Source organism: Marinobacter sp. LV10R510-11A (assembly GCF_900215155.1).
Lineage (GTDB): Bacteria > Pseudomonadota > Gammaproteobacteria > Pseudomonadales > Oleiphilaceae > Marinobacter.
The window spans coordinates 2521348-2538831 of the sequence record NZ_LT907980.1 but is presented as its reverse complement, the minus strand read 5'-3'; the positions used below and the strand labels follow the sequence as shown (position 1 = coordinate 2538831).

The following is a 17484-nucleotide window of genomic DNA, read 5'->3' as shown; positions in this document are numbered from 1 at the left end:
AATGCGCATCTCGGTCGAGGGACGCACCGCTGAGGCGGGGAGTTCCGAGAACGGCAACTGTTTGAAAGTATTGAAGAAAACGAATTTCAAGTTTCTTTAATTAAGCAGTTGACAGGGTAGCGAAACGATGTATAATTCGCCTCCTTGATTGAGCCACGGCTCAAACGCTCTTTAACAAATTAACCAAGTAATTCGTGTGGGCGCTGGCTGGAGTATTTCGACAAGAAATACCAAGGCAAGCGACTCGTCGAACATTGAGTTTTGTCTTGAGCAAGAATTGAGATCTTCGGATCTTGTATGATTTAAACTGAAGAGTTTGATCATGGCTCAGATTGAACGCTGGCGGCAGGCTTAACACATGCAAGTCGAGCGGAAACGAAGGTAGCTTGCTACCAGGCGTCGAGCGGCGGACGGGTGAGTAATGCTTAGGAATCTGCCCAGTAGTAGGGGATAGCCCGGGGAAACTCGGATTAATACCGTATACGCCCTTTTGGGGAAAGCAGGGGATCTTCGGACCTTGCGCTATTGGATGAGCCTAAGTCGGATTAGCTAGTTGGTGGGGTAATGGCTCACCAAGGCAACGATCCGTAGCTGGTCTGAGAGGATGATCAGCCACATCGGGACTGAGACACGGCCCGAACTCCTACGGGAGGCAGCAGTGGGGAATATTGGACAATGGGCGCAAGCCTGATCCAGCCATGCCGCGTGTGTGAAGAAGGCTTTCGGGTTGTAAAGCACTTTCAGTGAGGAGGAAGGCCTTAAGTTTAATACGCTTGAGGATTGACGTCACTCACAGAAGAAGCACCGGCTAACTCCGTGCCAGCAGCCGCGGTAATACGGAGGGTGCAAGCGTTAATCGGAATTACTGGGCGTAAAGCGCGCGTAGGTGGTTGAGTAAGCGAGATGTGAAAGCCCCGGGCTTAACCTGGGAACGGCACTTCGAACTGCTCGGCTAGAGTGTGGTAGAGGGTAGTGGAATTTCCTGTGTAGCGGTGAAATGCGTAGATATAGGAAGGAACACCAGTGGCGAAGGCGGCTACCTGGACCAACACTGACACTGAGGTGCGAAAGCGTGGGGAGCAAACAGGATTAGATACCCTGGTAGTCCACGCCGTAAACGATGTCAACTAGCCGTTGGGGATCTTGAATCCTTAGTGGCGCAGCTAACGCACTAAGTTGACCGCCTGGGGAGTACGGCCGCAAGGTTAAAACTCAAATGAATTGACGGGGGCCCGCACAAGCGGTGGAGCATGTGGTTTAATTCGACGCAACGCGAAGAACCTTACCTGGCCTTGACATGCAGAGAACTTTCCAGAGATGGATTGGTGCCTTCGGGAACTCTGACACAGGTGCTGCATGGCCGTCGTCAGCTCGTGTCGTGAGATGTTGGGTTAAGTCCCGTAACGAGCGCAACCCCTATCCCTATTTGCTAGCAGTTCGGCTGAGAACTCTAGGGAGACTGCCGGTGACAAACCGGAGGAAGGTGGGGATGACGTCAGGTCATCATGGCCCTTACGGCCAGGGCTACACACGTGCTACAATGGTGCGTACAGAGGGTTGCAAACCCGCGAGGGGGAGCTAATCTCACAAAACGCATCGTAGTCCGGATCGGAGTCTGCAACTCGACTCCGTGAAGTCGGAATCGCTAGTAATCGTGAATCAGAATGTCACGGTGAATACGTTCCCGGGCCTTGTACACACCGCCCGTCACACCATGGGAGTGGATTGCACCAGAAGTGGTTAGTCTAACCTTCGGGAGGACGATCACCACGGTGTGGTTCATGACTGGGGTGAAGTCGTAACAAGGTAGCCCTAGGGGAACCTGGGGCTGGATCACCTCCTTAAACGAAGTTGAAGCTTCGGTCAGAGTCCACACGAATTACTTGGTTAATTGTAAAGAGAGCAAGGGTCTGTAGACCCGACGGTCTTGTCAGTGACAAGCAAAACCGGGTCTGTAGCTCAGTTGGTTAGAGCGCACCCCTGATAAGGGTGAGGTCGGTGGTTCAAATCCACCCAGACCCACCAAATGGGGCTATAGCTCAGCTGGGAGAGCGCCTGCCTTGCACGCAGGAGGTCAGCAGTTCGATCCTGCTTAGCTCCACCATTATTTACCTGACTTCGGTCAGTGTACAGAAACAAGTATTTCAGTTTAGCGTCTGCTAAGTCTGAAGTTTTTCTTTCTGATCACTGGGTCAGATTTGCTCTTTAACAAATTGGATGAGATAGAACACGAAGACTTTTTCTCATAATCTCCGAGAGAAAGTGTTCAATGTGATAACGATTTTTTCAAGCGTTATCCGGTGTTGTCGTTGAAGTGGTTGTTATATCACGTCAAGGCACTGTCTCCACGTATTGGCCCCCTGGTTTACCAGGATGTTGATCCATGGAGAGCAGTTGTCTTGGGGTTATATAGTCAAGCAACTAAGCGCATACGGTGGATGCCTTGGCAGTCAGAGGCGATGAAAGACGTGGAAGCCTGCGATAAGGTTCGGGGAGCTGGCAAACAAGCTGTGATCCGGGCATTTCTGAATGGGGAAACCCACCTAGTTTCGGCTAGGTATCTTGCACTGAATACATAGGTGTAAGAGGCGAACCGGGGGAACTGAAACATCTAAGTACCCCGAGGAAAAGAAATCAACCGAGATTCCCTAAGTAGCGGCGAGCGAACGGGGACTAGCCCTTAAGCTAGACAACTGGTAGGAGAAGGCTCTGGAAAGTGCCGCCATAGTGGGTGATAGCCCCGTATCCGAAACCTGAGTCTAGTGAAATCGAGTAGGACGGGACACGTGATATCCTGTCTGAATATGGGGGGACCATCCTCCAAGGCTAAATACTCCTGACTGACCGATAGTGAACCAGTACCGTGAGGGAAAGGCGAAAAGAACCCCTGTGAGGGGAGTGAAATAGATCCTGAAACCGTATGCGTACAAGCAGTCGGAGCAGACTTGTTCTGTGACGGCGTACCTTTTGTATAATGGGTCAGCGACTTATGTTCAGTGGCGAGGTTAACCGTTTAGGGGAGCCGTAGGGAAACCGAGTCTGAATAGGGCGATTTAGTCGCTGGGCATAGACCCGAAACCGGGCGATCTATCCATGAGCAGGTTGAAGGTTGAGTAACATCAACTGGAGGACCGAACCCACTGTCGTTGAAAAGCTAGGGGATGACTTGTGGATCGGAGTGAAAGGCTAATCAAGCCCGGAGATAGCTGGTTCTCCCCGAAAGCTATTTAGGTAGCGCCTCGGACGAATACCACAGGGGGTAGAGCACTGTTTCGGCTAGGGGGTCATCCCGACTTACCAACCCGATGCAAACTCCGAATACCTGTGAGTACTATCCGGGAGACACACGATGGGTGCTAACGTCCATCGTGAAGAGGGAAACAACCCAGACCGCCAGCTAAGGTCCCGAAGTACCAGTTAAGTGGGAAACGATGTGGGAAGGCTCAGACAGCTAGGAGGTTGGCTTAGAAGCAGCCATCCTTTAAAGAAAGCGTAATAGCTCACTAGTCGAGTCGGCCTGCGCGGAAGATGTAACGGGGCTCAAACTGGTCACCGAAGCTGCGGCTGCATACATTGTATGCGGGGTAGGGGAGCGTTCTGTAAGCCTGCGAAGGTGAGTTGAGAAGCTTGCTGGAGGTATCAGAAGTGCGAATGCTGACATGAGTAACGACAATGGGAGTGAAAAACTCCCACGCCGGAAGACCAAGGTTTCCTGCGCAACGCTAATCGGCGCAGGGTGAGTCGGCCCCTAAGGTGAGACCGAAAGGTGTAATCGATGGGAAACGGATTAATATTTCCGTACCTTGGATAGCTGCGATGGAGAGACGGAGAAGGCTAGGTGAGCCGGGCGACGGTTGTCCCGGTTTAAGCGAGTAGGGAGTGGGTTTAGGCAAATCCGGATCCACAATTCTGAGACGCGACGACGAGCACCCTTAACGGGAGCGAAGTCATTGATGCCCTGCTTCCAGGAAAATCTTCTAAGCTTCAGGCTATTTGAGACCGTACCCCAAACCGACACAGGTGGTCAGGTAGAGAATACCAAGGCGCTTGAGAGAACTCGGGTAAAGGAACTAGGCAAAATGGTGCCGTAACTTCGGGAGAAGGCACGCCGGTGGTATGTGACGCCCTTCGCGGGTTGAGCGGAAGCCGGTCGAAGATACCAGGCCCCTGCGACTGTTTATTAAAAACACAGCACTGTGCAAACTCGTAAGAGGACGTATACGGTGTGACGCCTGCCCGGTGCCGGAAGGTTAATTGATGGGGTTAGCGCTTGCGCGAAGCTCTTGATCGAAGCCCCGGTAAACGGCGGCCGTAACTATAACGGTCCTAAGGTAGCGAAATTCCTTGTCGGGTAAGTTCCGACCTGCACGAATGGCGTAACGACGGGGGCGCTGTCTCTACCCGAGACTCAGTGAAATTGAAATCGCCGTGAAGATGCGGTGTATCCGCGGCTAGACGGAAAGACCCCGTGAACCTTTACTATAGCTTCACAGTGAACTTTGAACATGTTTGTGTAGGATAGCTGGGAGGCTTTGAAGCGTGAACGCTAGTTTGCGTGGAGCCAACCTTGAAATACCAGCCTGGCATGTTTGAGGTTCTAACTCCGTCCCCTTATCGGGGATGAGGACATTGTGTGGTGGGTAGTTTGACTGGGGCGGTCTCCTCCTAAAGCGTAACGGAGGAGCACAAAGGTGGGCTAAGTACGGTCGGACATCGTACGGTTAGTGTAATGGCACAAGCCCGCTTAACTGCGAGACAGACACGTCGAGCAGGTACGAAAGTAGGTCATAGTGATCCGGTGGTTCTGTATGGAAGGGCCATCGCTCAACGGATAAAAGGTACTCCGGGGATAACAGGCTGATACCGCCCAAGAGTTCACATCGACGGCGGTGTTTGGCACCTCGATGTCGGCTCATCACATCCTGGGGCTGAAGCCGGTCCCAAGGGTATGGCTGTTCGCCATTTAAAGTGGTACGCGAGCTGGGTTTAGAACGTCGTGAGACAGTTCGGTCCCTATCTGCCGTGGACGTTGGAGATTTGAGGAAAGCTGCTCCTAGTACGAGAGGACCGGAGTGGACGAACCTCTGGTGTTCGGGTTGTCACGCCAGTGGCATTGCCCGGTAGCTATGTTCGGACAGGATAACCGCTGAAAGCATCTAAGCGGGAAGCCCCTTCCAAGATGAGATCTCCCTGGGCCCTTGAGGCCCCTGAAGAGCCGTTCAAGACTAGGACGTTGATAGGTCGGGTGTGTAAGCGCTGCGAGGCGTTGAGCTAACCGATACTAATTGCTCGTGCGGCTTGACTATATAACACCCAAGACAATTGCGGATATCGCAACGAAAAAATCAATATCACGGCCTAAAAAGCCAGTTCTATCTCATCCCCCAGTGATCAACCGTTTTGTCTGACGACCATAGCGGCTTGGAACCACCTGATCCCATCTCGAACTCAGAAGTGAAACAGGCCTGCGCCGATGGTAGTGTGGCATTTGCCCATGTGAGAGTAGGTCATCGTCAGACTCTTAATACCAAAAACCCCCAGCGGCTCGCCGTTGGGGGTTTTTTCGTTTTGTCTTTTTGTCCTTCCTAGTGTTTAATTCCCGCTTTACTCATTCTTCTGGCCGGATGGTATTTAATGAGATCAAAGGCACTTGTAAAGCTACTCAGTGATGGGCGGGTTCATTCCGGTGAACGTCTGGCCGGGGAGCTTGGCGTAAGCCGTACCGCGGTTTGGAAGCAGGTGCGTCGCGCGATTGATACGGGTCTCGAGATCGAGACGGTTCGTGGGCGCGGTTACAAACTAATCACGCTCGTAGATCTGCTTGACGCAGACGTCATTCTGGGCGGGCTCACCGAAGTGGTTCGTGGTCGGGTTTCTCTGACCGTTCTTGATGAAGTGGACTCCACAAACGCAGAGATTTTCAGGCAGGTAGCCTTAGGCGCCAAAGATGCGCCAGTCGCGATCGCAGATGGTCAAACGCTGGGTAGGGGGCGCCGCGGCCGAACATGGCGCAGCCCTCGAGGTGAGAACCTTTATCTAAGTGCTGGTCTGACGTTTCATGGCGGCTTTTCCGTTCTTGACGGACTTAGTCTTGTGCTTGGCGTCGCCGTCGCTGAGACGCTAGAGAAGCTAGGCGTGCCGGGTGTCTGTCTTAAGTGGCCTAATGATATTTTTCTGCCTGGCGGTAAGCTGGGAGGCGTTCTAGTGGAACTTCAGGGTGAGCTGCAGGAGGGAGTTGTTCAAGTTGTGGCGGGTATTGGTATCAACATCCACATGAGTCGTGCTGATGATGTGGATCAACCCTGGTCTAGTCTCGCCCGGTACTCCCCGGAAAACAGTTGGTCACGGAACGAGGTAGCATCCGTTCTCATTAACGCACTGTTTGAAAGTGCCGAAACCTTTGCTGAAAAGGGTTTCGGAGCCTTTCGCGAGTCTTGGCAAGCGCGCGATCTATTCAAGGGGCAACATATTGTCGCCCGAGAAGGCGAGGTTGCTGGTGTCGGCCGTGGTATCGATGGGCACGGAAACTATTTGGTCGAGACGGAGGCTGGCCTTGTTGCCATCCGCGCGGGAGAGGTTAGTTTGCGGGTGGTGGCCCCATGAGGCTGTTGATAGACGCGGGAAATACTCGGATGAAGTGGCGACTGGAGCAAGCCGGAATCGTTATTGATGAAGGTTGGTCCGCGCTAGATAGCGAGGATCCTTTGGGGGAAATTGCTGACTATCTCGGCTCGATTTCCCGTGTAGGCGTGTCGACGGTAATCCGTGAGGACATCCGGCTAAAGCTTTTGTCTTATCTGGAGCGAAAAGTCCCAGGTTCGGTGTGCTTTTACTGGGCGGAAGCGGAGCGTTTCGGGCTTCAGAACTCCTATGCTGATCCGCAAGCCATGGGGGCTGACCGTTGGCATGGTATGTACGGTGCTTGGGCATTGCATAGAGGCGGTTGCGCAGTTATCGATGCAGGTAGTGCTATTACAGTGGACTATGTGAGTCATGCAGGTCAGCACTTAGGGGGGTATATTCTTCCCGGGTTTAAAATGATGCTGAAGAGTCTGAAGACAGATGCAGCCCGAATTACGTTTGAGAAAAATCATGTTGTATCGGCGCAGCCGGGAAAGAATACGGCGGAGTGCGTAAATCACGGGCTGTCTTGGCTGTCTTTGGCCATGATTGCGCGTGTCAGAAAGGATATGGCGGAGCTTGGTCTTGCTGAGGCGCTGATTACTGGGGGTGATGCGCTACGGCTTTTGGCGCTTGGTATGGATGGAAGTCATCACCCCGCACTGGTGTTAGATGGGCTAGGGTGCATCGATAACGAAGTGTTTGGGATATGAAGCGCTTGGCCTTGATGCTGATGCTGCTTAACGTCTTTGTTTGGTACGGTTTGAATAGCTTTCCTGAATACAGCTCGGCTAGCAGCATGGCGACCGGCACTTTGCCAAGGGTGGCGGAATTAAGGGTTGTCTATTCGGATCCTCTCACCGTACCGGGGGCGTCAGAAGCGCGTAAATGCGTCATGGTTGGCTGGTTTGCCACAGTAGGTGATGCCGAAGCCATCGCTAAAAAGGAGCGTTCGCTGGAATATCTGCATTACCAGGTTGTCGAGACGGAGAGGGAGCGTTCGCCGTTGCACTGGGTAATCATTCCTCCCCAACCGGAAAAGATCGCCTTGGCCCAGTCAAGAAAGCTTCGCAAGCAGGGGGTTGATTCGTACTTAGTTACCCAGGGTAGTAACCGCAATGCCATCTCCCTCGGCCTGTTTGAGTCCCGGGAGGCGGCAATTTCCGTGCTAGAGGAAAAAAAACATCAGAATCTCAATGCAATACTGGCCAACTTCCCCCGAAATCAGATAAGCTACGCGCTGTCTTTTGAAGTGAGCTCGGAATTTGTTGAAAAGCAAATTCAGGCGGCTGAGGCGGATTATGGCAATGAATTCGACTTCGTCGAAATCAACACCTGCGAAGGTGTTGCAACGTCAGTAAAAAATCCGTAGTATACCGCCCTCGCTGAAGAGGCGATTGTGAGCTGGCGTAGCTCAGTTGGTAGAGCAGCTGACTTGTAATCAGCAGGTCGGGGGTTCGATTCCGTCCGCCAGCTCCACTTTTTTGTAGTAACGGGTGCGTGAGAGCGCGCCTAACTCGGAGGGGTTCCCGAGTTGGCCAAAGGGATCAGACTGTAAATCTGACGCGAAAGCTTCGCAGGTTCGAATCCTGCCCCCTCCACCACTTAATTGCTCGCGGGCATCGTATAGTGGCTATTACCTCAGCCTTCCAAGCTGATGACGCGGGTTCGATTCCCGCTGCCCGCTCCAATTTTATATGCAATGCTCATGTAGCTCAGTCGGTAGAGCACATCCTTGGTAAGGATGAGGTCACCGGTTCAACTCCGGTCATGAGCTCCACTATTTATCCGGTCAACGTTACGATCCAGGTTGGTTAGGGAGATTGGTCGAATGTCTAAGTCTAAATTTGAACGTATTAAGCCGCACCTTAATGTGGGCACTATTGGTCACGTTGACCATGGTAAGACGACTCTGACCGCTGCTTTGACTCGTGTATGTCACGAAGTTTGGGGTACTGGTTCTGCGAGTGCATTCGATTCGATCGATAACGCACCGGAAGAGCGTGCGCGTGGTATTACCATCGCGACCTCCCACGTTGAGTATGATTCTCCAGCTCGTCACTACGCACACGTAGACTGCCCGGGCCACGCTGACTATGTTAAAAACATGATCACGGGTGCGGCACAGATGGATGGTGCTATTCTGGTTTGCTCCGCTGCTGACGGCCCCATGCCGCAGACTCGTGAGCACATCCTGCTGTCGCGTCAGGTTGGCGTTCCTTACATCGTTGTGTTCCTGAACAAAGCGGACATGGTAGACGATGAGGAGCTCCTAGAGCTGGTAGAGATGGAAGTTCGCGAGCTATTGGCCGCATACGACTTCCCGGGTGACGACACTCCGATCATCACCGGTTCAGCCCTAATGGCGCTGCAAGGTAAAGACGACAACGAAATGGGTACTACCGCTGTTAAGAAGCTGGTAGAAGCCCTGGATTCGTACATCCCTGAGCCAGAGCGTGCGATCAATCTTCCGTTCCTGCTGCCGATTGAAGATGTGTTCTCTATTTCCGGTCGTGGTACGGTTGTGACCGGTCGTGTAGAGCGCGGCATCGTCAAGGTGGGTGGGGAAGTTGAGATTGTTGGTCTCAAGGATACCGTCAAGACAGTCTGCACCGGCGTTGAGATGTTCCGTAAGCTGCTCGACGAAGGTCGTGCGGGTGAGAACGTAGGTGTACTGCTGCGCGGCACTAAGCGTGACGACGTTGAGCGTGGTCAGGTTCTGTGTAAGCCAGGCAGCATCAAGCCGCACACCAAGTTTGAGTGTGAAGTGTACGTACTGGGCAAGGATGAGGGTGGTCGTCATACCCCGTTCTTCAAGGGTTATCGCCCGCAGTTCTACTTCCGTACAACCGACGTAACTGGTTCCTGTGAACTGCCGGAAGGCGTGGAAATGGTTATGCCTGGTGATAACGTGAAGATGGAAGTGACGTTGATTGCTCCGATCGCCATGGAAGATGGCCTGCGCTTCGCGATTCGCGAAGGCGGTCGTACCGTTGGTGCCGGCGTAGTCGCAAAGATCCTCGAGTAATTTTCTCGATAGAAAGTGCACTGAGTTGTTTCGGTGCAGGCCAGTAGCTCAATTGGCAGAGCAGCGGTCTCCAAAACCGCAGGTTGGGGGTTCGATTCCCTCCTGGCCTGCCATTTTTTTAACATCCTGATACATAAGTTGATTCCCATGGAGTCAAAAGCTGTTCAGTCAAACAGTCGGTTCAACCTAGTGAAGTGGTTGGTTGTCTTTGTGCTGATTGCCGTAGGTGTTGTTGGTAATCAGTATTTTAGCGCCGAATCTCTGCTGTATCGGGTTCTGGCTCTTGTTGGTCTCGCGATCGTTGCGGCGCTTGTCGCTTTGCAGACCGTACGCGGACGTCGTTTTGCGACGTTGCTAAAAGAAGCACGCGTCGAGATTCGGAAGGTCGTATGGCCCACTAGGCCGGAACTGGTTCAGACCACTGTAATTGTTGTGGTCTTTGTGCTGGTTGTGTCCCTGTTGTTGTGGGGTATGGATTCGATAATCAGTTGGCTTGTCGCCGGGTTTATCGGTTAACAGGAGTGGGCAATGGCTAAGCGCTGGTATGTCGTTCATGCGTATTCTGGCTATGAAAAGCAAGTAATGCGCACTCTCACAGAGCGCATCGCGTTTGAAGGTATGGAAGACAGGTTTGGTGACATTCTTGTTCCTACCGAAGAAGTTGTTGAGATGCGTGACGGGAAAAAACGCAAGAGTGAGCGCAAGTTCTATCCTGGATACGTTCTTGTTCAAATGGAAATGGATGACGGTACTTGGCACCTGGTGAAGAATACACCGCGTGTACTTGGCTTTATCGGCGGAACCAAAGATAAGCCGGCTCCAATCACCGAGCGCGAGGCTGAAGCGATTTTGCGCCGCGTTGAAAGTGGTGTGGATAAGCCCAAGCCCAAGACGTTGTTTGAGCCAGGTGAAGTTGTTCGCGTTGTTGAAGGGCCGTTTGCGGATTTCAATGGCGTAGTAGAAGAAGTCGACTACGACAAGAGTCGGGTCAAGGTTGCTGTTCTGATTTTCGGCCGCTCAACTCCGGTAGAATTGGAGTTTGGTCAGGTTGAAAAGGACTGATAGGCAATTTTTAACCGGAAGGCTCGCGCGCTCAGGCGTTGCGGGCTTTTTGTGTCTGCAAACGGGGAGCTGAAGAGCGTTTGAACCCACAGGAGTACTATCATGGCTAAAAAGATAGAAGCATATGTCAAGCTTCAGGTTGCTGCCGGTAAGGCCAACCCGAGCCCCCCCGTTGGTCCTGCTTTGGGCCAGCGCGGCGTTAACATTATGGAATTCTGTAAGGCGTTCAACGCCCAGACCCAGGATATGGAAGCTGGCCTGCCGATACCTACGGTAATTACTGTATACAGTGATCGCAGCTTTACATTTATCACTAAAACACCGCCTGCGCCTGTTCTGCTTAAAAAGGCCGCTGGTGTGAAGAGTGGTTCTGGTCGCCCGAATACCGACAAGGTTGGCAAGGTTACTCGCGAGCAGCTTGAAGAAATCGCCAAGACCAAAGAGCCGGATCTTACTGCTTCCGATATGGAAGCAGCGGTTCGTACCATCGCTGGAACCGCCCGCAGCATGGGCCTCACCGTGGAGGGCGTGTAACATGTCGAAGTTGAGCAAGCGTCAAAAGCTTATTCATGAAAAGGTTGAGTCTACCCGTTCCTACTCTGTTGATGAGGCGGTAGCGCTGCTGGTTGAGCTGGGTCAGACCGTAAAGTTCAAGGAATCCTTAGACGTTGCAATCAATCTTGGTGTTGATGCACGTAAATCCGACCAGGTTGTTCGCAGCAGCACTGTGTTGCCAAACGGCACAGGTAAAACGGTTCGTGTTGCAGTATTCACGCAGGGTGCAAACGCTGAGAAAGCAATCGCGGCCGGTGCTGATATTGTTGGCATGGACGACCTCGCTGACGAGGTTAAGAAAGGCAACATGAATTTCGACGTGGTAATCGCCACTCCAGATGCTATGCGTGTTGTTGGTCAGCTGGGCCAGATCTTGGGCCCTCGTGGCCTGATGCCTAACCCGAAAGTTGGTACCGTTACTCCTGACGTTGAGACTGCAGTCAAAAACGCCAAGGCAGGGCAGGTGCGCTACCGTACGGACAAAAACGGTATTATCCACTCTCCGTTGGGTAACGTTGAATTCTCCGCCCAGAGCATCAAGGAAAACCTTGAAGCTCTCGTGGCGGATCTGAAAAAGGCGAGGCCATCGTCGGCGAAAGGCGTGTATCTCAAGAAGATCACGGTTTCCTCGACTATGGGTCCTGGTCTGACTATCGATCAGAACGGTCTTGAAATCTGACGTTTTGATAGATAGTTGCTTTGTAGTCTAGGCGGAAGCCAAGGCTGTCAAAGACCGCAGGCCCCTGAAGCCTTTTGGCTGGAAGGGTTAAAGCAACGCCTGCGCAGACGGTGTGAAGACGTTCTCTCTGAACCCAAACACCGTTAAGGCGCCCGCAGGAAGCTATACAAAATGGTTTCCGGGGCAATGATGGGTTTGCCGGGATATCCCCGGCGAAATCGAGGAGAAATCCAGTGGCAATTAGACTCGAAGACAAGAAAGCGATCGTCGCTAAAGTCAACGAGACTGCCGGTGGTGCTCTGTCTGTGGTTTTGGCTGACTACCGTGGCGTCACCTCTGGTGACATGACGGCTCTGCGTGCCAAAGCTCGTGCCGAGAATGTTCATCTTCAGGTTGTTCGTAACAACCTTGCGAAGATTGCTATCCGTGGTACTGAGTTTGAGTGCATCGATGAGATCCTAGTCGGCCCGACTATTTTGGCATTCTCTATGGAAGATCCGGGAGCGGCTGCGCGCTTGCTGAAGGATTTTGCTAAAGAGAAAGAGGTGTTCGAGATTAAAGGTCTGGCCATTGGCGGTGAGCTGATGGGTGCAGAGCAAATCGATCGTCTTGCCAAGCTACCAACGCATCACGAAGCATTGACGATGCTGGCAGTTGTAACACAGGCACCAATCACCAAGCTGGCACGGACACTGAACGAAGTTCCTTCGAAAGTGACCCGTGCTGTAGCGGCAGTTCGCGACCAGAAGCAAGACGCTGCTTGATTCTGTTGAACACCATTTTTACTATTTTGGGAGAAAGTCATGGCTCTGTCTAACGAAGACATTTTGAACGCAATCGCAGAAATGAGCGTAATGGACGTTGTAGCGCTTGTTGAAGCAATGGAAGAGAAATTCGGCGTATCTGCCGCTGCAGCCGTTGCTGCTGCACCTGCAGTTGGTGGTGATGCTGCTGCCGTTGAGGAAGAGCAGACCGAATTTGACGTTATTCTTACCGGACACGGCGAGAAGAAAGTAAACGTTATCAAGGCTGTTCGTGAACTGACCGGCCTGGGTCTGAAAGAAGCTAAAGAGCTGGTTGACGGCGCGCCTTCCACTATTAAGGAAGCAGCGAGCAAAGCCGACTCAGAAGAAGCGAAGAAGAAGCTCGAGGAAGCAGGCGCTTCTGTTGAGCTTAAGTAAGAGTCGGCTGTTGATCGAAACTGCGCGTCTAGCGTAGATAGGCTGGTGGCTTTGTGCCACCGGCCTTTTTCTGTTGTATATGCTATAGAGTCTGGTATGCACTTGCAGGTTGGTTTTAGATCTGCAACCGGTTACCAGAGTCTTTGTTTAAGACGGCGCGATAAGCCGAGCAATTCGGCCCCGAAGCAGAACATTGGTTGCTTCTTGATACCAGGTATCAGGTCTAAAGCTGGGGAATGCAGATGACTTACTCCTACACCGAAAAAAAGCGGATTCGCAAAGATTTCAGTAAATTGCCTTCCGTGATGGAAGTTCCCTATTTGCTGTCTATTCAGCTGGATTCATTCCGGGACTTCCTGCAAATGGAAGCCGCACCTGGAGACCGTCGAGAAACCGGTCTTCACGCAGCATTCAAATCCGTATTCCCGATTGCCAGTTACTCTGGCAATGCTGCGCTTGAGTACGTGAGCTACCGTATTGGTGAGCCCGTATTTGACGTCAAGGAATGCCAGCTTAGGGGCGTAACATACGCGGCGCCGCTGAGAGTTAAGGCTCGCCTTATCATTTATGATAGGGAGTCGTCTAACAAGGCGATCAAGGATATCAAGGAACAAGAAGTCTACATGGGCGAAATGCCCTTGATGACTGAGAACGGTACCTTCGTTATCAACGGTACCGAGCGCGTTATCGTTTCCCAGCTCCACCGTTCTCCCGGTGTATTCTTTGATCATGACAAAGGTAAGACCCATTCATCCGGTAAGTTGTTGTATTCGGCTCGGGTGATTCCTTACCGTGGTTCGTGGCTCGACTTCGAGTTCGATGCGAAAGACGCCGTTTTTGTTCGTATCGACCGCAGGCGCAAGCTGCCTGCTTCGATTCTTCTGCGTGCGCTGGGATATACCTCCGAGCAGATGTTGGAGATGTTCTTTGAAACGAGCAAGTTCGCTCTGGCTGCAGAGCATTGCAAACTGGAGTTGGTGCCAAGCCGCCTTCGCGGTGATATTGCAACATTTGATATTAAAGACAACGACGGAAAATTGATCGTTGAAGAAGGCCGTCGGATCACAGCTCGGCATATCAAGCAGCTTGAAAAAGCGGGCATCGACGAGCTCGAGGTTCCCACCGAATATCTGTACGGCCGTGTTCTGGCTAAAGATATGGTGGATCAGGCTAGCGGTGAAGTTCTGGTTGAGTGTAATACTGAACTCACCGACGAGGTTGTTACCAAGATTCTGGATGCTGGCGTAACAGACATTGAGACTCTTTATACTAACGACTTGGATTGCGGTCCGTTCATGTCCGATACTTTACGTATCGACCCGACCCGCAGCCCGCTGGAAGCTCTGGTAGAGATCTATCGCATGATGCGCCCGGGGGAGCCGCCCACTAAGGATTCGGCCGAGAACTTGTTTAAAAACTTGTTCTTCTCTGAGGAGCGCTACGACCTGTCTGCTGTAGGTCGGATGAAGCTCAACCGTCGTCTGCGTCGGGAAGAGAGTACTGGTGAGGGCACGTTGACTCACGAAGACATAATCGATGTCCTCAAGACCCTGATCGATATCCGTAACGGACAGGGTAGCGTAGACGATATCGATAACCTGGGTAACCGCCGTGTGCGTTGCGTGGGCGAAATGGCTGAGAATCAGTTCCGTGTGGGTCTGGTTCGTGTCGAGCGGGCTGTTCGTGAGCGCTTGAGTCTGGCAGAGAGTGAAGGTCTGATGCCTCAGGATCTGATCAACGCAAAGCCTGTTGCAGCAGCGGTCAAGGAATTCTTCGGATCCAGTCAGCTGTCTCAGTTTATGGATCAGAACAACCCACTGTCTGAAGTGACCCACAAGCGTCGTATTTCAGCTCTTGGGCCAGGTGGCCTGACTCGTGAACGCGCCGGGTTTGAAGTTCGGGACGTGCATCCGACGCACTATGGTCGTGTGTGTCCGATCGAGACACCCGAAGGTCCGAACATTGGTCTTATTAACTCGCTGGCTACCTACGCGCGTGCCAATTCTTACGGCTTCCTAGAAAGCCCGTACAGAAAAGTAGAGGGTGGCCTGGTAACCGATGAGCTGGTTTATTTGTCAGCGATCGAAGAGAGCAACTACGTTATCGCTCAGGCCAGTGCGGCTATGGATGACGGCAAGCGTCTGATGGACGAGTTGGTCACGGTACGTCATCAGAACGAAACAACGGTCATGCCTCCTGAAAGTGTTAACTTCATGGATGTGTCGCCGCGCCAAGTTGTATCTGTTGCTGCCTCATTGATTCCGTTCCTTGAGCACGACGATGCTAACAGGGCCCTGATGGGCGCAAACATGCAGCGTCAGGCGGTTCCAACATTGCGTGCGCAGGTGCCACTGGTTGGTACAGGTGTTGAGCGCACAGTGGCGCAGGATTCCGGCGTTTGTGTGACCGCCCGCCGTGGCGGTGCGATTGAAAGCGTTGATGCTGCCCGTATTGTTGTTCGCGTTAATCATGAGGAAACCGAGGCAGGCGATGCTGGTGTGGATATCTATAACCTCACCAAATACACCCGTTCGAACCAGAACACCTGTATCAATCAGCGCTCGATCGTTCGTCAGGGTGACGAGATTGCCCGCGGTGATGTGCTTGCAGATGGGCCCTCTGTAGATCTCGGTGAGCTGGCTCTGGGTCAGAATATGCGTATCGCATTCATGCCCTGGAACGGTTACAACTTTGAGGATTCCATACTTATCTCCGAGAAAGTGGTTCAGGAAGATCGCCTGACCACCATCCACATTCAGGAATTGACCTGTGTGGCTCGTGATACAAAGTTGGGTAGCGAAGAGATCACCGCGGACATTCCAAACGTGGGTGAAAGCGCGCTGGCCAAGCTGGATGAGTCCGGTATTGTTTATATAGGTGCAGAGGTAGGCGCTGGCGATATTCTGGTAGGCAAGGTGACACCGAAAGGTGAAACCCAGCTGACTCCGGAGGAGAAGCTGTTGAGAGCCATCTTTGGTGAGAAGGCGTCTGATGTGAAAGACACCTCCTCCCGTGTGCCGACAGGCACTCGCGGTACCATTATAGATGTACAAGTCTTTACCCGTGATGGTATCGAGAAGGATCCTCGTGCGAAAGCTATTGAGAAAGAGCAGCTAAATCAGTACCGCAAGGATCTGAAAGACGAATATCGCATCGTCGAAGGCGCAACGTTTGAGCGCCTGCTGAATGCGCTGAAGGAGCAGTCTGTAATCAGTGCCCCGGGCCTGAAAAAAGGCGCTAGCCTCGAGGAAGGCTATCTTGTCGAGCTGCCGCGTTCCGATTGGTTCAAGCTCCGCATGAAGGACGAGAGCCTCAATGAGTTGCTGGAGAAATCCGAGCAGGGTCTTGAGGAGCGCAAGAAAGAGCACGACGCGCGCTTTGATGACAAAAAACGCAAGCTTCAGCAGGGCGATGACCTTGCTCCGGGCGTTTTGAAAATCGTTAAGGTTTACCTTGCGATCAAACGTCGTATCCAGCCTGGTGACAAGATGGCCGGCCGGCACGGTAACAAGGGTGTTATCTCGGCGGTGATGCCGATCGAAGATATGCCTTACGATGAGTTCGGCAACACCGTTGATATCGTTCTGAACCCGCTGGGTGTTCCTTCGCGGATGAACGTAGGTCAGGTTCTTGAGACCCATCTGGGCGCTGCGGCGAAAGGCTTGGGCGAGCGCATCAGCAAAATGCTGGATGAGCAGCGCAAGGTTTCCGAACTGCGTAAGTTGCTAGATGAGATCTACAACCACTCTGATGAAGTCTTCAAAGTGGATTTGGATTCCCTGAATGACAAGGAAATCCTCGAAATGTCTCATAACCTGCGCAGTGGTGTTCCCATGGCCACGCCAGTGTTTGACGGCGCTGAGGAAGCCGAGGTCAAGCATATGCTTGAACTTGCAGGCCTGAGCACAACAGGTCAGACCATGTTGTACGATGGGCGAACAGGTAATTCGTTCGATCGCCCGGTGACTGTAGGGTATATGTATATCCTCAAGCTCAACCACTTGATCGACGATAAGATGCACGCCCGTTCAACCGGTTCCTACAGCCTGGTTACTCAGCAGCCGCTGGGTGGTAAGGCGCAGTTCGGTGGTCAGCGCTTCGGTGAGATGGAAGTGTGGGCCCTTGAGGCTTACGGCGCAGCGTATACGCTGCAGGAAATGCTCACCGTTAAGTCTGATGACGTGAACGGTCGGACTAAGATGTACAAGAACATCGTCGATGGTGATCATCGTATGGAGCCCGGCATGCCGGAATCCTTCAACGTTCTTGTCAAGGAGATTCGTTCGCTGGGTATCGACATCGAGCTGGAATCTGAGTGAGCCGAATTGTTTTTGGCAGCGTGAGCGGGCACCTGGTGT

11 protein-coding genes, 7 tRNA genes and 3 rRNA genes are annotated in these 17484 nt (G+C 52.5%); all 21 read left to right on the top strand.

Going from position 1 to position 17484, the window contains the following annotated elements; translation table 11 throughout:
- Positions 1 to 304: 304 nt before the first annotated feature.
- The 21 genes from CPH80_RS12155 (at position 305) to rpoB (ending at position 17445) form a co-directional block, all read left to right on the top strand.
- Positions 305 to 1844, top strand: a 16S ribosomal RNA gene (locus CPH80_RS12155).
- A gap of 104 nt (positions 1845 to 1948) precedes the next feature.
- Positions 1949 to 2025, top strand: a tRNA-Ile gene (locus CPH80_RS12150).
- A 3-nt stretch (positions 2026 to 2028) separates the two neighbouring features.
- A tRNA-Ala gene (locus tag CPH80_RS12145) sits at positions 2029 to 2104 on the top strand.
- Between the two features lie 307 nt (positions 2105 to 2411).
- A 23S ribosomal RNA gene (locus CPH80_RS12140) occupies positions 2412 to 5306 on the top strand.
- Between the two features lie 97 nt (positions 5307 to 5403).
- Positions 5404 to 5519 (top strand): 5S ribosomal RNA (gene rrf, locus CPH80_RS12135).
- The 16S, 23S and 5S rRNA genes sit together here with 2 tRNA genes alongside, the layout of an rRNA operon.
- A gap of 115 nt (positions 5520 to 5634) precedes the next feature.
- Positions 5635 to 6603: a biotin--[acetyl-CoA-carboxylase] ligase gene (locus CPH80_RS12130; RefSeq protein ID WP_096278123.1), complete on the top strand. Its 969-nt coding sequence runs from the start codon at positions 5635 to 5637 to the stop codon at positions 6601 to 6603.
- Positions 6600 to 7334, top strand: coding sequence for a type III pantothenate kinase (locus CPH80_RS12125; protein WP_096278121.1), 735 nt, complete (start codon positions 6600 to 6602; stop codon positions 7332 to 7334). Before CPH80_RS12130 ends, CPH80_RS12125 begins: the two co-directional genes overlap by 4 nt.
- Positions 7331 to 7993 (top strand): hypothetical protein, encoded by a 663-nt coding sequence (locus tag CPH80_RS12120; RefSeq protein WP_096278119.1) that lies wholly within the window; start codon positions 7331 to 7333, stop codon positions 7991 to 7993. Before CPH80_RS12125 ends, CPH80_RS12120 begins: the two co-directional genes overlap by 4 nt.
- A 31-nt stretch (positions 7994 to 8024) precedes the next feature.
- A tRNA-Thr gene (locus CPH80_RS12115) sits at positions 8025 to 8100 on the top strand.
- Between the two features lie 40 nt (positions 8101 to 8140).
- Positions 8141 to 8225 (top strand) — tRNA-Tyr (locus tag CPH80_RS12110).
- An 11-nt stretch (positions 8226 to 8236) separates the two neighbouring features.
- Positions 8237 to 8311: transfer RNA gene (locus CPH80_RS12105), tRNA-Gly, on the top strand.
- 14 nt (positions 8312 to 8325) lie between these two features.
- A tRNA-Thr gene (locus CPH80_RS12100) sits at positions 8326 to 8401 on the top strand.
- A gap of 51 nt (positions 8402 to 8452) precedes the next feature.
- The gene (gene tuf, locus CPH80_RS12095) at positions 8453 to 9649 is read left to right on the top strand and encodes an elongation factor Tu (RefSeq protein ID WP_096278117.1); all 1197 of its coding nucleotides are present in this window, start codon (positions 8453 to 8455) and stop codon (positions 9647 to 9649) included.
- Between the two features lie 37 nt (positions 9650 to 9686).
- A tRNA-Trp gene (locus CPH80_RS12090) sits at positions 9687 to 9762 on the top strand.
- Between the two features lie 34 nt (positions 9763 to 9796).
- A complete protein-coding gene (secE, locus tag CPH80_RS12085) occupies positions 9797 to 10165 on the top strand; it encodes a preprotein translocase subunit SecE (RefSeq protein WP_096278116.1) in 369 nt (122 codons plus the stop codon).
- A gap of 12 nt (positions 10166 to 10177) precedes the next feature.
- Positions 10178 to 10711, top strand: coding sequence for a transcription termination/antitermination protein NusG (gene nusG / locus CPH80_RS12080; protein ID WP_096278114.1), 534 nt, complete (start codon positions 10178 to 10180; stop codon positions 10709 to 10711).
- Between the two features lie 102 nt (positions 10712 to 10813).
- Complete coding sequence (gene rplK / locus CPH80_RS12075) at positions 10814 to 11245, top strand: 50S ribosomal protein L11 (protein WP_096278112.1); 432 nt, start codon at positions 10814 to 10816, stop codon at positions 11243 to 11245.
- Position 11246: 1 nt separating this feature from the next.
- Positions 11247 to 11945 carry a 50S ribosomal protein L1 gene (gene rplA / locus CPH80_RS12070; protein WP_096278110.1) on the top strand — a complete coding sequence of 233 codons (699 nt, stop codon included), beginning with the start codon at positions 11247 to 11249 and terminating at the stop codon, positions 11943 to 11945.
- A gap of 233 nt (positions 11946 to 12178) precedes the next feature.
- Positions 12179 to 12709, top strand: coding sequence for a 50S ribosomal protein L10 (gene rplJ, locus CPH80_RS12065; protein ID WP_096278108.1), 531 nt, complete (start codon positions 12179 to 12181; stop codon positions 12707 to 12709).
- 39 nt (positions 12710 to 12748) lie between these two features.
- Positions 12749 to 13126 (top strand): 50S ribosomal protein L7/L12, encoded by a 378-nt coding sequence (gene rplL, locus CPH80_RS12060; RefSeq protein ID WP_096278106.1) that lies wholly within the window; start codon positions 12749 to 12751, stop codon positions 13124 to 13126.
- 242 nt (positions 13127 to 13368) lie between these two features.
- Positions 13369 to 17445, top strand: a complete 4077-nt coding sequence (gene rpoB / locus CPH80_RS12055) for a DNA-directed RNA polymerase subunit beta (RefSeq protein ID WP_096278104.1) — start codon at positions 13369 to 13371, stop codon at positions 17443 to 17445.
- Positions 17446 to 17484 lie beyond the last annotated feature (39 nt).

What these genes read in the sequence shown, in the direction of transcription:
- CPH80_RS12130 (WP_096278123.1), top strand. Translation starts at nt 5,635, where the DNA reads ATGAGATCAAAGGCACTTGTAAAGCTACTCAGTGATGGGCGGGTTCAT.
- CPH80_RS12125 (WP_096278121.1), top strand. Translation starts at nt 6,600, where the DNA reads ATGAGGCTGTTGATAGACGCGGGAAATACTCGGATGAAGTGGCGACTG.
- CPH80_RS12120 (WP_096278119.1), top strand. Translation starts at nt 7,331, where the DNA reads ATGAAGCGCTTGGCCTTGATGCTGATGCTGCTTAACGTCTTTGTTTGG.
- tuf (WP_096278117.1), top strand. Translation starts at nt 8,453, where the DNA reads ATGTCTAAGTCTAAATTTGAACGTATTAAGCCGCACCTTAATGTGGGC.
- secE (WP_096278116.1), top strand. Translation starts at nt 9,797, where the DNA reads ATGGAGTCAAAAGCTGTTCAGTCAAACAGTCGGTTCAACCTAGTGAAG.
- nusG (WP_096278114.1), top strand. Translation starts at nt 10,178, where the DNA reads ATGGCTAAGCGCTGGTATGTCGTTCATGCGTATTCTGGCTATGAAAAG.
- rplK (WP_096278112.1), top strand. Translation starts at nt 10,814, where the DNA reads ATGGCTAAAAAGATAGAAGCATATGTCAAGCTTCAGGTTGCTGCCGGT.
- rplA (WP_096278110.1), top strand. Translation starts at nt 11,247, where the DNA reads ATGTCGAAGTTGAGCAAGCGTCAAAAGCTTATTCATGAAAAGGTTGAG.
- rplL (WP_096278106.1), top strand. Translation starts at nt 12,749, where the DNA reads ATGGCTCTGTCTAACGAAGACATTTTGAACGCAATCGCAGAAATGAGC.
- rpoB (WP_096278104.1), top strand. Translation starts at nt 13,369, where the DNA reads ATGACTTACTCCTACACCGAAAAAAAGCGGATTCGCAAAGATTTCAGT.